Below are 13,510 nucleotides of genomic sequence, written 5' to 3'. Positions count from 1 at the left end.
ATTGCAAGAAAGTATACTATTGATAATGAGTGGTTTCTCTTTTAGCATCCAATAAATTTTAGTTTTTTGGCAAAGTCACTTGGAAAAGTTAAAATTAATAATAACTTTGTAATTCAAAGTACTTTTAATTTTAAAAATAAAAACAACTATGGAATATCTTAAGAAGAAGGGGGTTGACACAAGCATCGCCGTTACAATACTTAGCATTTTTATTTTAATAGTCTCATTGGTAGGTGTAAGGCAGGAAATTAGAGGTATGGAGATGTTGTGCTTTTTTGCCATGGTAATCGAAGTTACTTATGGCGTAACTTTTACTTTTAAGGTGATAAAGAATAAAGAAAGTTATAATCATATTGTTCCTTTTTTATTTTTAAACTGGTTTATAGGGTGCTTTTCAACGAATATTTTAATCTGTATTTTCGAAAATCTGCCAGTTTGGGTGTATGTTACCACGTTTGTTTTTTGTTTGACTAATTTCTTTATATATAGTGAGTACAGACATAAGATAATAACTCCTGTTACTTATTTTATAAACGGGATTTCCTTTTTGATGATTCTGTATTTTATGACCTATCTTATCCCATTTATGCCAATTTCATTTATTGGTATTCTGGGGTTAGGTTTAGGATTTTACGGATTGGTTCCTTTAATTGTAAGTGTTTGGCATGCACTGAAATTGATTGGAAAATTTAAAACGGAAAAGTATAATTTGATCTTGTTCGGTTCAGGTGTCATTATTGGAATGTTAGGTATTGTTGTGTTTGTTTCTTTATTGTATGTGGAATATGAAAAAATTAAAGGTCAATTGATTACAAAAACTTTTGATACGGATAATGATTTACCTAGTTATATAAAAGTTTCTCAAAATTTGACACCCAATTTTTTTAATGAGATACTGCTCAAAAAAGATATTGTGTATTTGCACTCAGAAGATTTTTTTGAATTCAGAGGTCTTGGTGGGATCAACCAACAGTACAATGAAAGGAAAACGCACAATCCAATTGTAAATGTTGCTTATATGTTCATGGAAGATCTATCGTTGAGTGGTGATGATAGGATTAACATTCTGAAATCCAATTTTGACAAACGTTTAGAAACCGAAGAACAATTGTGGAGTGGTGAAGATTTGGTAACTAAAAATATTAAGGAAGATGTCAAGCTCTTTGCCAATGAAAGATTAGCCTACACTGAAATAACAATGGATGTGGCTTGTACCAAAGATTCTTGGGGTGATAAAGAAGCAATTTATTCTTTCCAACTTCCTGAAGGTTCTGTTGCAACTTCGCTTTCTTTGTGGGTGAATGGAATAGAACGTAAAGGCGTTTTGACGACTAAAGAAAAAGCCAAAGCGGCTTATAAGCAAATTGTTGGAGTAGAAGCTAGAGATCCTTCATTAATGCAATGGAAAGAGGGAAATCGAGTTGTTGTACGTGTTTTTCCTATTCGTGAAAATCTGCCTAGAACGTTTAAATGTGGATTTACCACACCGTTAAAAGTAGATAATGGAAAGATGTATTATTCGAGTTTGAATATTAAAGGGCCCAATATTTCAAATGCAGCAACTTTATCGAGAATTCAGATAGTAGGGAATAGCGAATTTAAATCCAGCAAAGAATTCAAATTGAAAAACAATTTTTACATCAATGAATCCAAAGGATTAGATAATTGGGAAGTTGTTTTACCTTTAAACGATGCTGCTTTTAAAAGTGCTTTTGTTTGGGAGAATAAAGTGTACAATGTAAAAAAGATAGAAAAAGAAGTGGTTGCATTTGTGCCAAGTGAGATTGTTTTGGATTTGAATGCTACTTGGGAAAAGAATGAGTTGGAAACTATTCTGAATAATTCCAATCATAAGTATTATGTTTTTTTGAATAAGGAAAGAATGGCAATTGATAAAACTAATTTCAATTCTCTTTTTGAACAATTTCAGTCGCAACAGTATTCATTATTGCCTTTTTACAAACTCGAGAAAAATGCTTTGGTTGTAACAAAAAGCGGATCATTTTCGGCCAATTTTGAAGAGTTGGAAGGATCCGAATATCTTAAAAAAGTTAAAGCGAAAACAAAACAAAAGAATATAAAAGTTATCGGGATTTCTAAAGTTATGAATCCGTTTTGGCAAACAATTAAAGAACAAAAATATGTCGATTACTTACAAACGGATCTTAAGAAATGTGGTGATTTACTCTCAAAAAATCAATTTGAAGTTACCCGAAAAAATGAGAATTTGGTAAATCTGGAGATGGCCGATGTTGCTATCGAAGAAAATATGAACACAAATAATTATAAAAGCAATGGATCCAATCATATTTTTAGAATGTATGCTTTTGGAAAAGTTTTAGAGGAACAGGTTAAAATTCAAGAGGATTCTCTTGCTAACAATAAATACGTTGATTTGGCGAAGGAGGCAAATGTTGTAACTCCGATCTCTTCGTTAATCGTACTAGAAACAGATGAAGACTATGAAAACAACGGAATTGAGAAAAATGTAAATACTCTTGGAAATGCATCTGTAAATAACGATGGTGCGGTTCCTGAACCACATGAATGGGCTATGATCGTATTACTTGGATTAAGTTTGTTCTATTATTACAAACAAAAAAAGAACAAAGTTGCTTAATGCGATTCCTTCTGCAACATAAAAAAACACTTGTAATTCTAATCTTGACAACGTTACTGATTATGAATTATGAAGTGTTGTTTTTTGCTCTGGAAAATGATTTTCTCGGGGTTGCTCTTTCTATGGTTTTGTTTTTTGTTGGTGGACGAATTACCAATTTAAAAATGCATTATCCACTTTTGACACTCTTGGTTTTATTTGAATTTGTAAGCTATCAGCTTCATACCAAGTCGTTGCATTTGATTTCTTTGTGTATAATCATTTGTTTGATTTATTTTAGTTTTACGAAGAAATTCTCGTTCATTGCATTTATATGTCTCTTGCTGTTCTCATCGCTATTTAATAAGGTTTTTGAACATTTATCGGCTGAGATTAAACAGTTTTTGTGTCAAGGTGTTTATCTTGTTTTAAAAGGGTTTGTATCCATTGACAAGATTGAAGGCGTGAACTTTTATAGTAATGGTGCTAAGATAACTGTAGATACTGCATGTATGGGGTTATCTATGTTTAAGACCGGATTACTAGCTGCTGCAGTGTTGCTTACAATCGAAGAGAAAAAAAGCAACGGCTATTTTAGTAATACGCAAATTCTTTTCTTCAGTTTGATAGTAGTAATGTTAAACATCATCTCTAATTTTTTTAGAATTATTACCTTGATTTTATTGAATTGTACTCAAGAAAACGTTTTACATCATAGTGTCGGATTGGCTTGTTTTCTGCTGTATCAAATTGTTCCAATGCTTTTTTTAATACGATGGATAAAGCCTCATCAACATGGAAAAAATGAGGTGGTACAATCAATTAATCTGATTCCAGCTTTGGTAGCAAGCGTAATAGTTTTTGTTACGACAATCGAAATGAAAAAAGGACAGCAGTGGAATCTGTTGCATCAAATTGATCCGAAATACTCGGTAGAAAAGGGAGAGTGGGTTAATGAAGAAGTTTTCAAAATTGCCGATGCACATAAGCTCATTTATATTAAAACACCATCACATAAGCCATTAATCTGCTGGATAGGTGATGGATATCAAATATCGGAATCAAAAATTATTGATCGATATCATTCCAAAGTTTGGTTTAACAAGATGGAAAAAAACAATCGTCATTATAAATCGTATTGGTGGTATGAATGTGGCAATGAAAAGTATACTTCATTTATAGAAGTGATGTTGCAAAAACTAATTTATAATAAATCGATACGGTTGATTAATGAAGTGGAAGTAGAATAAAGGAAGATCTAATTTCGTATTTTTGATAAAATTATAAACTGTATGCAATTCCGGACGCAAATACCAATTTCGAATACCGATTTTCCAATCGATTACCAATCGGAGATACTATCCTTGGGATCTTGTTTTGCAGAGAACATAGGTGCGAAGTTTGAGTATTTCAAATTCAAATCAAAAGTAAATCCATTTGGCATTATTTTTAATTCGGTTTCTTTGGAAAAACTCATTCGAAGAAGTGTTCTGAAAACGTATTTTACAGATAAAGATGTTTTTTTTCATAACGAAGCCTGGCATTGTTTCGAAGTGCATTCGGAACTCTCCAATTTTGATAAGGAAGCGTTTCTGAATTATCTTAACCATATAGTAGATGAGACACATCAATACATTACTAAGTCAACGCATTTCATTTTAACATTAGGAACTGCTTGGGTTTACAGAAATATTGAGTCGCACGAGATAGTTGCCAATTGTCATAAAGTAATGCAAAAGCATTTTACAAAAGAATTACTATCTGTCGAGATTATAGAGGAAAGTCTGCATAATATTATGACCTTGATACAAAGTATCAATAAGGATGCAAAATTCATTTTTACGGTTTCTCCCGTTCGTCATAGTAAAGATGGTTTTGTTGAGAACAATGTGAGTAAATCACACTTGATAACAGCGGTTTATAAAGTAGTTTCAGTAACTTCTTCTTCAAATTACTTTCCGAGTTACGAAATCATGATGGATGAACTTCGGGATTATCGTTTTTATGCTGAAGATATGTTGCATCCCAATACAGTAGCCATCGATTATATTTGGAGCCGTTTTTTGGAACACAACATAGCTGGAAAAATTGTCCCCGTAATGCAACAAGTTTCCGAAATTCAAAAAGGATTCAATCATCGTCCTTTCAATCCGGATAGTGCAAGTCATCAGAAATTTTTACAGCATCTGAATCAAAAAATCAATACATTAGCTTTAGATTATCCTTTTATGACGTTTTAATAATTGTTTTTATGATGAATTTGTACAAGAAATTGTTTTATGGTTTGCTGATAATTGTATTGGGCTTTTTTACGTTCCAATTTTTCACATCCGATGACGATGGTAGCACGACCGAATACAATTCGAATTTGATTCAGGAACAAATAAAAAATGTCGGGAAATTAGTGGTAACGGAAGGTCATTATTCACAAGTATTGACATTTAGAGATCAAGATAAATACTTAGGCGGATTGTTGTCTTTTGATAAAAAAGCATTGGTTGTAGTCAATTCTGATGTGACGGTAGCGTATGATTTGCGTCAAATGCAGTATAAGATTAATGAAGCGGATAAAACCATTGTGATTTTGAGTATACCTAAAGAAGAAATTAAAATTAGTCCCAATATTCAGTATTATGATATTGAACAGAGTAAGTTTAATGAATTTACCGGTGACGACTTTAACAATATCAATAAAAAGGTTAGAAAAGATTTGGCGGCTAAAATTGAAAAATCAACTTTAAAAACCAATGCGCAAAACCGATTGATCAGTGAATTGTCCAAAATACTTTTAGTTACTCATTCCGTAGGATGGAAAGTAGAATATAAAGGAGAAGAAGTGACATCGGAAAAACAATTTAAATCGTAATAGAGTAAGTAAAGGCTTTCAACTGAAAGCCTTTTTTGATTACATTTTCCGACGTAATTCTTCCCAACCGCCACCATTGATGATTTCAATGCCATGAGGTTTTAATAATGATGTCGCTTGGCTGCTGCGCATTCCGCTTCTGCAACAAACTATGACTGGTTTGTTGAGGTTTTTAATCGCATTGATTTTATTCGTAATTTGATCTAATGGAATGTTTTTTGAATCTTGAATGTGACCGGAATTAAATTCGTTTACAGTCCGTACATCAATTATTACAGCTCCTTTAGCTATATAGCTCTTAATCGTTTTGGTTTTAGAACCAAAACCTAATAAATCTAAAATGCCCATACTTTTTTTGAGTTTAAAAGTAAGGGCATTCTATAAGTATAATGGTGACTAATGTTACATTAAGCAGAAACCTTATCAAAAATCAAATCCAATCCGCCAGAAATTAAATGCGCAACTTCTGGACGTTTTTGTTTTACGTTTTCAAGATGGTTGACCACTTTGTCAAGTAAGTCGTTATTTTGCTCTTTAAAGGCCAATTCAGCAATCTCTACAGAAAGTAACCAGTCATTGGAATGATTGGATGATACTGCTCCGAAAGCTTCTTTTAACGTAATCTCTGAAGTATTATTTTCACGAATTGCTCTAACGTTTTTGTATAAGTTTTCAAGTTCTTCTCTGGCTGCCGATTTTTTCTGTTTGATCGTTTTTGAAGAAGGAACGTGGCTAATCATGTCAAAACTGTTAACATCGGCTGGGCCTGAAAAAGCAGAGATGACTTCTTTACCAACCGCCATATCATAAATTCCCCAATCCGGACTAAATAAAAGCGTGTCACCTTGTGTAACCGTGCAATTTTTGAATTTAATCAATAAAATTTTTCCTTGAATATTTCGGGTTCCGGTAATTATCTCTCCAGAAACTTTAATGTCGCCTTCAAATTCCAACGTGATATGTTTTCCTTCGTAAATATCATAGGCTTTTAAATCACGAGGACTCATGTCTTCAATGGTTAGATTGATGCCTTTTAATTTGCCAATAGGAGAACCAAATCCTTCGGAATGGTATTCAGTTCCGTGACTAACTAATTCTTTTTCTCTGTAAGATAACGCAGTTTTTCCGGTTGTTTGAACATAAACGGGCTTGTTGTCATGTTCAATAACATTCGTAAATACACCCGAAATTTGTAAACCAGTACTTAATTCAATTGTTCCTAATGCTTTGGAATAGATTAGTTTTTGGATTCCAGATAAGCCTCCGGTACGTAAAGCCATAGTATTAGCATATTCTTCCAAAACTTGACTTAATTGTGCGAAATCTGGTGTTACATAGAGTTGAGGTTGTGGTTTGGTAATGTCAAAACTTTGATCCGCAGCCGAAATATCATATGGAATTTTCTTTACGTTATCGGTCATACACCAAGCGCTTTCTCCAATCGATGATAGTAAACCAGCACCATAAATTTTAGGATCTTCAATAGTACCAATTAAACCATATTCAACAGTCCACCAATGAAGGTTTCTGATCTTAGACATTTCGGACAATTCGCCCATATTGTTTTGCAGAAAATCAACATGTTCTTCTGCTTTTTTAATTTCCGCTTCGGGTGTATCTTCTGCTTCTTTTAGAATAGAAAGTAAACGAATAGCTTCATACATTTCATAATCACGAGCAGATGAAATGGCTTTGCATCCGATTTCTCCAAAGCGTCTTAAGTATTCTGCATATTCTGGATTGGCAATAATGGGTGCGTGTCCAGCGCCTTCGTGAATAATATCGGGTGCTGGTGTGTATTCAATATGTTCTAACTGACGAATATCACTTGCGATAACTAATACATTGTAGGCCTGGAATTCCATAAATGCACTTGGAGGAATAAAACCATCAACTGCTACAGCTGCCCAACCAATTTCTTGAAGAATTCGGTTCATACCATACATGTTGGGAATATTCTCGATGTCGATTCCGGTCTGACGCAATCCATCCAGATACGATTCATGAGCTACTTTTCCTAAATAATCCACGTTTTTGCGCATCACATAGCGCCACACGGCTTGATTTATAGGTGTGTAATCATTGTAATCCTGCGGTTTGATAAATTGCTTCAAATGTTTTGGAAGTCGGTCTATCAATGGGTTGCTTTCGTATGCTGTATTCATTGTTTTAATAGTTGCGGTAGGTTACAAAGTTAATAAATCTTAGGAGCTTATTCCTGCTGTCCGCTATATCTTTTTTTGAGAACAATTTCGCAGGCTTCAATTTTTCTCTAAAAAAGGATGCCGCTTCCATCAGGGCTAGTGAAATACTTGTTGGGAAGTTTTTGTGCGCTTGAAGACTTACCTAGGGATTTTGCTTGTTTTGGAGAAGTAGTGAATATCGATAAAATAGTGAAAAAAGCTGATTTTTCACTGTGTTTTTTAGGTTTTTTTAACAGAATTTTTTTTACGTTTTTTTTCTCAAAAATTGACAATTGAAAGTTGTTGATTTTTAAGGAGTAAGACTTTTTTTTTGAATCTAAAACCAATGCCTATTTTTATAAATTTAAGGTATAAAATCAAGATTCTAGTAGGGTTTGGATTTTTTGAGGATAGAATTAAAAGTAACTTAGCTCAGTCGAATATTTGCAAATAAACAGACAAGTAAACAAATTTTTTAAAAAAATTAAATTTTAAAATCATGAAAAAAAATGAATTAAAAAAGCCGTTTTTCGCGAGCTTTTTAGAAAACCAAATGTCAAAAGAAGAAGCTAATGCAGTTCAAGGTGGAGCAATCACTTCAATCTTAAAAGATACTGTTCAAACTATGAAATATCCATCAGACGGTGAAGAAGGACCTGGGGGAAGTACTAAGCCATCTGCAGATGTTTATGAAACTATGAAATATCCTTCTGACAGTGATGAGTCAGGAACTGAAATCTAATAAATAATTAGAAGAATGAGAGTGGCAACTTTGTTGTCGCTCTTATTTTTATCGCGTATGATTTTATGTATTAGTCATTCTGATGATTTTTATACGATTGATATTGTCGTAAAAAAATTGAAAGAATTAGGAAAAGAAGTTGTAAGACTTAATTCGGATAAGTTTTCTGAATATTTGTCCTTTGAATATAAGATTCATTCAGGGGAGTCAGTAATTGAAGTTACTTACGACGGTAAAAAATTTACGTCCAAAGACGTGGAAGCAGTTTGGTATCGAAAATTATGGGGAATACCAACTCCTGAAGAATTGGATGGGTCATTTCATGGGATTTATCGTCAGGAATACACTACCATGCGAAACTTGTTCTTTGAGTCCATTAGCCATGTGCCGTGGATGAATTGTATGGATATTGATCACAAAATAGGAGAAAATAAATTCAAACAATTGAACGAGGCCGAAAAAGCTGGCCTTGTAATACCTGAGAGTTTGTTTACGAATAATCAGGAAAAAGTGAAATCATTTTTTTATTCGGTCTGTAATAAACAAATGATAGCAAAACTTCACGGTGCTTTGTCGAGAAGCATGTCAGGAAATACACCAATGTTTCCAACTACTTTAATCGAGGAAGATGATTTGGAAAGTTTGGATACATTACACTATTGTCCAATGATTTTTCAAGAGGCAATTGATAAATCTTACGAATTGCGCATCGCTTATGTTGATGGAACCTTTTTTGCCGGGAAAATCAATGCGACGCAATCGGAAAATGGCAAAACAGATTGGAGAATTGCGAATGACCTTCAATCAACTTGGGAAGAATACAATCTGCCTGAAAAAATTTGTGTTTCTCTTTCGACTATGATGGAAAGTATGGGATTGCTTTTTGGAGTAATCGATATGATTCGAGACACAAAAGGAGATTATGTGTTTCTTGAAGTGAACCCGCAAGGGGAATGGGGGATGATTCAAAGAGATTTAGGCTACCCAATTGGGGAAACAATAGCTGAAAAGCTGGTGGCCAGAATCTGTTAATAAAGTTGAAATTCAGTTTATCAAATAAATAAATTATGGAAAAAGTATTAATAATTACTCACACTGGGGATAATCAAAGTGTAGAGGTAGTTGCACAAAAAATTAGAGAAAATAATGGTGTTCCCATTCGTTTTAATGTGGACGAGTATCCTTTGAAATATGGTTTGAGTACTTGTTATGAAGGAGGTGAATGGAAAATGTATTTGGATTATGAAGGAACACGAACTTCTATTCATGATTGTACAGCAATGTGGTACAGAAGAAGTCACAATTTAGGAAGCGGATTGAATGGTTTAGTAGAAGGCGAGTTTCTAAGCAGTATTCACGGTGAAGTACGTACAACTTTGAACGGTATGTTAGAAGGTATGAACTGTTTTCAGTTAGGAAAATACAGTATGTACAGAAGATTGGATAGCAAGGAAGAACAAATGAAAATTGCTTCCGGATTAGGCTTGAAAGTGCCTGAAACTTGCATTACTAATAGTCCAGATGAAGCAAAACGTTTTGTGAGAAGTCATACCAGTGTTATTGCCAAAATGCAAAGCTCTTTCGCTATTTATAAAGATGGTGTGGAAAATGTTGTTTTTACCAATGAAATAAAAGAAGATAATTTGGAGAGTATTGAATCGTTACAATACTGCCCAATGCAATTTCAGCAAAAATTAGAGAAAAAATTAGAATTGAGAATAACAATTGTTGGTGAAGAAGTTTACGCTTTTGCTATCGATTCTCAAAAATTGGATAATGCCAAATTGGATTGGAGAAGAGAAGGAGTTAAGCTTTTAAAGGACTGGGTTCCTTATGACTTACCTATTGACATCAAAGAGAAGTTATTGCAAATGATGGATGTTTATGGGATTAATTATGGTGCTGCCGATATTATCGTAACACCGGAAGACGAATATTTCTTCCTTGAAATTAATTCTGCTGGAGAATTCTATTGGTTGGATATGCTAATCGATGGTGAAATATCAACTCAAATTGCCAAGGTGCTTTTAGGTAAGGCCAACAGAAGATATAAGCCACTATTGCTAGAAGCAAAAGAATTGGTTTAAGGAGAAATAAAAAAGACTGCATTTGCAGTCTTTTTTATTTATTTAGATTGTGGAGGAAATTGCGTTAAGATTCGGGTGACAAATTCATTCGCTCTTTCGTCTTTTTTGTTGGTGTCATGAGTCAAATAACCTGTTCCCATTCCCTGCCATATCAATTCTTTGTTTTTTGCATCAATCAAATCGATATACAGTGTGCCTTCAGTAGAAGTTGAAACATAGGTTCTGCCTCCCCATAAATAAGGGTTCCATCCGTAACCCCATCCATAACCCCATCCTGTAGAAAAATTATTTACATCTACTTTTTCTCTTTCTTTAGTGAAAATATTCACCAATAAATCAGGAGTTTCGCTTTTTGTAAAACCTTTTGCCACCATTTGAGCGTCAATTGCCCTAAGAATCCTTTTTTTGTCCAAATCGGAAATCTCTGCTTTGTCAATTCCGCTCTTGTGAAACGCATAGGTTTTATACTGACCAAAATTAACGTTTTTGTCATAATCGGCATTAACTCTTACTGAACAGCAAGAAGATAGAATGAAAAACCCGATGAGCGACAGTAATTTGAATAGTTTCATTTTTTAATAATTTTAGTTTAAATAATTTGCACAAAATCTATACCGAAATTTATTAAAAAACTGAAATTCAATATTATAATAAATTTTCGTCTACTATATTAGGGATGGTTATTTTTAATAAAGGTTGCGTCTCCATTGCTCTTTTTATTGCAAAAATGGCGCCTTCATTACGAGCCCAGCTTCTTCTTGAGATACCATTGTTCACATCCCAAAACAGCATCGATTTCAAACGTCGGTCAGCATCAGCAGTACCGTCTAATAACATTCCGAAACCACCATTGATTACCTCTCCCCAGCCAACACCACCGCCATTATGGATAGAAACCCAAGTAGCACCACGGAAACTGTCTCCAATTACGTTGTGGATCGCCATATCGGCAGTAAAACGAGAGCCGTCATAAATATTTGAAGTCTCTCTGTAAGGCGAATCGGTTCCTGATACATCATGATGGTCGCGACCTAAAACTACTGGTCCAATTTCATTGTTTGCTATTGCATTGTTGAATGCTTCAGCTATTTTCATTCTTCCTTCTGCGTCAGCATATAAAATACGAGCCTGTGAACCAACTACCAATTTATTTTCCTGTGCACCCTTAATCCATTGGATGTTATCCGCCATTTGTTGTTGGATTTCCTCTGGTGAGTTTTTCATCATTTCTTCCAATACAGCACTAGCGATAGCATCGGTTTTAGCTAAATCTTCCGGTTTTCCCGAAGTACATACCCAACGGAATGGTCCGAAGCCATAATCGAAGCACATTGGTCCCATAATATCTTGTACATACGAAGGGTATTTGAATTCTCTTCCTAATGTTGGATTCTCTGCCATAACATCTGCTCCAGCTCTTGATGCCTCTAGTAAGAAGGCATTTCCATAATCGAAGAAATAAGTGCCTTTGGCGGTATGTTTGTTAATTGCAGCAGCATGACGTCGTAATGTTCTTTGGACTTCTTCTTTGAATTGCTCTGGATTGTTGGCCATCAATTCATTGGAGGCTTCAAAAGTAATATCAACTGGATAATAACCACCAGCCCATGGATTGTGTAAGGAAGTTTGATCCGATCCTAAATCAATGTGCAGGTTTTCTTGGTCGAATTTTTCCCAAACATCAACCACATTTCCTAAGTAGGCAATTGAAACTACTTCTTTGTTATCCAAAGCTTTTCTTACTCTACTAACCAAAAGATCAAGATCTTCAACGATCTCGTGAATCCAACCTTGCTCATGACGGATTTTGGTGATTTTGGGGTTTACTTCTGCACAAACGGTAACACAGCCTGCAATGGTTCCTGCTTTGGGCTGAGCACCGCTCATTCCGCCTAAACCTGAAGTTACAAACAATCCACCGGATGGACTTTTTTTGATTTTACGGAAACCGTTCAATACCGTGATAGTTGTACCATGTACAATTCCTTGCGGTCCGATGTACATATAACTTCCGGCAGTCATTTGTCCGTATTGGGTTACGCCTAAAGCATTGAATTTTTCCCAATCGTCCTGTTTGGAATAGTTAGGAATCATCATTCCGTTAGTGACCACCACACGTGGTGCGTCTTTGTGAGAAGGGAATAATCCCATTGGATGACCGGAATACATGACTAAGGTTTGCTCGTCAGTCATTTCAGCTAAGTATTTCATTGTTATGCGGTATTGTGCCCAGTTGCTGAAAACAGCTCCGTTTCCACCATAGGTAATCAATTCATGAGGATGTTGCGCTACAGCATAATCCAGATTGTTTTGAATCATTAACATAATGGCTTTTGCCTGTTCGCTTTTGCCTGGATAATCTGAGATTGGGCGTGCTTTCATTTCGTAATCCGGACGAAGTCGGTACATGTAAATACGACCGTATTTTTCCAATTCTTCTTTGAATTCAGGAATTAATTCTGCGTGGTGGTTTGCTTCAAAATAACGTAAAGCATTTTGAAGAGCTAATTTTACTTCTTCACGGTTAAGTATTTCTTTGCGTTTAGGTGCGTGATTTATAGCTGTTTCGTAGGGTTTTAGCTGTGGTAAAACAGAAGGGATTCCTTCGAGTATTTGTTCTTGAAAAGTCATGTTGTAATTTTTACTATTCTTTAGATTTATTATTTCGTCATTTCATAGTGGATTGACCGCTAGGGGTAACGAATATCTGACCTGTGATAGGACTTGTTGATTTTGACTCTGTATTTTTGTAAATGGTGGTCCATTTTATGATGTTGTTTCTTTTGCGTGAGGGATGGGAGCGAAGTACCGCGTACTGCGTACAGCCCGACCCGCAGGGTCACGCCCTATTTTTTAATTATGGTTCCAGTTCTTTTATCATAACCATATGGGCAATGTCGACATCCGCTTTTACAACAATACCCTCTTTTTAAATGGTATTTTTCGGTAAAGCATTTATATCCCTCCGGTGTATAATAAAAATCTTCACCTTCTTGTAAATTATTTGGATTCAAGGCATTGTTCATGTGCGCA

12 protein-coding genes are annotated in these 13,510 nt (G+C 34.8%); 7 read left to right on the top strand and 5 right to left on the bottom strand.

All coding sequences use genetic code 11. The annotated features are described in order from the left end of the window. Positions 1 to 148 precede the first annotated feature (148 nt). Genes ACS8MM_RS10080 through ACS8MM_RS10065 form a run of 4 tightly spaced genes read left to right on the top strand, consistent with a single transcriptional unit; the run spans position 149 to position 5,465 of the window. Positions 149 to 2,620 (top strand): XrtN system VIT domain-containing protein, encoded by a 2,472-nt coding sequence (locus ACS8MM_RS10080; RefSeq protein WP_379716154.1) that lies wholly within the window; start codon positions 149 to 151, stop codon positions 2,618 to 2,620. After that, a complete protein-coding gene (gene xrtN / locus ACS8MM_RS10075) occupies positions 2,620 to 3,849 on the top strand; it encodes an exosortase N (RefSeq protein ID WP_379716151.1) in 1,230 nt (409 codons plus the stop codon). The genes ACS8MM_RS10080 and xrtN overlap by 1 nt, the downstream gene beginning before the upstream one ends. 42 nt (positions 3,850 to 3,891) lie before the next feature. Then, complete coding sequence (locus ACS8MM_RS10070; protein WP_379716148.1) at positions 3,892 to 4,839, top strand: GSCFA domain-containing protein; 948 nt, start codon at positions 3,892 to 3,894, stop codon at positions 4,837 to 4,839. 11 nt (positions 4,840 to 4,850) lie between these two features. After that, entirely contained in the window at positions 4,851 to 5,465 is a 615-nt protein-coding gene (locus ACS8MM_RS10065; RefSeq protein ID WP_379716145.1) for a DUF4230 domain-containing protein, read from the top strand. Between the two features lie 39 nt (positions 5,466 to 5,504). Here ACS8MM_RS10065 and ACS8MM_RS10060 read toward each other — a convergent pair whose 3' ends face one another. Then, positions 5,505 to 5,813 (bottom strand): rhodanese-like domain-containing protein, encoded by a 309-nt coding sequence (locus tag ACS8MM_RS10060; protein ID WP_379716142.1) that lies wholly within the window; start codon positions 5,811 to 5,813, stop codon positions 5,505 to 5,507. A gap of 59 nt (positions 5,814 to 5,872) precedes the next feature. Continuing rightward, entirely contained in the window at positions 5,873 to 7,630 is a 1,758-nt protein-coding gene (locus ACS8MM_RS10055; protein ID WP_379716139.1) for an aromatic amino acid hydroxylase, read from the bottom strand. A 517-nt stretch (positions 7,631 to 8,147) separates the two neighbouring features. Between ACS8MM_RS10055 and ACS8MM_RS10050 the strand changes: the two genes are divergently transcribed. The 3 genes from ACS8MM_RS10050 to ACS8MM_RS10040 are packed head-to-tail and all read left to right on the top strand — an operon-like array spanning position 8,148 to position 10,477. Further along, a complete protein-coding gene (locus tag ACS8MM_RS10050; RefSeq protein WP_379716136.1) occupies positions 8,148 to 8,390 on the top strand; it encodes a microviridin/marinostatin family tricyclic proteinase inhibitor in 243 nt (80 codons plus the stop codon). 15 nt (positions 8,391 to 8,405) lie between these two features. After that, on the top strand, positions 8,406 to 9,422 hold the full coding sequence (locus tag ACS8MM_RS10045) for an MvdC/MvdD family ATP grasp protein (protein ID WP_379716133.1): 1,017 nt from the start codon (positions 8,406 to 8,408) through the stop codon (positions 9,420 to 9,422). Positions 9,423 to 9,457: 35 nt separating this feature from the next. After that, the gene (locus ACS8MM_RS10040) at positions 9,458 to 10,477 is read left to right on the top strand and encodes an ATP-grasp domain-containing protein (RefSeq protein ID WP_379716130.1); all 1,020 of its coding nucleotides are present in this window, start codon (positions 9,458 to 9,460) and stop codon (positions 10,475 to 10,477) included. Between the two features lie 38 nt (positions 10,478 to 10,515). Here the strand turns inward: ACS8MM_RS10040 and ACS8MM_RS10035 are convergent, their stop codons facing one another. The 3 genes from ACS8MM_RS10035 to ACS8MM_RS10025 form a co-directional block, all read right to left on the bottom strand. Beyond that, a complete protein-coding gene (locus tag ACS8MM_RS10035; protein ID WP_379716127.1) occupies positions 10,516 to 11,049 on the bottom strand; it encodes a DUF4136 domain-containing protein in 534 nt (177 codons plus the stop codon). A gap of 73 nt (positions 11,050 to 11,122) precedes the next feature. Then, the gene (locus ACS8MM_RS10030; RefSeq protein ID WP_379716124.1) at positions 11,123 to 13,108 is read right to left on the bottom strand and encodes a urocanate hydratase; all 1,986 of its coding nucleotides are present in this window, start codon (positions 13,106 to 13,108) and stop codon (positions 11,123 to 11,125) included. Between the two features lie 215 nt (positions 13,109 to 13,323). Further along, entirely contained in the window at positions 13,324 to 13,503 is a 180-nt protein-coding gene (locus ACS8MM_RS10025) for a DUF5522 domain-containing protein (protein WP_379716121.1), read from the bottom strand. Positions 13,504 to 13,510 lie beyond the last annotated feature (7 nt).

The sequence above is a fragment of the Flavobacterium sp. MAHUQ-57 genome, assembly GCF_051908335.1.
GTDB lineage: Bacteria > Bacteroidota > Bacteroidia > Flavobacteriales > Flavobacteriaceae > Flavobacterium.
This window is presented reverse-complemented; position numbering and strand designations above follow the sequence as displayed.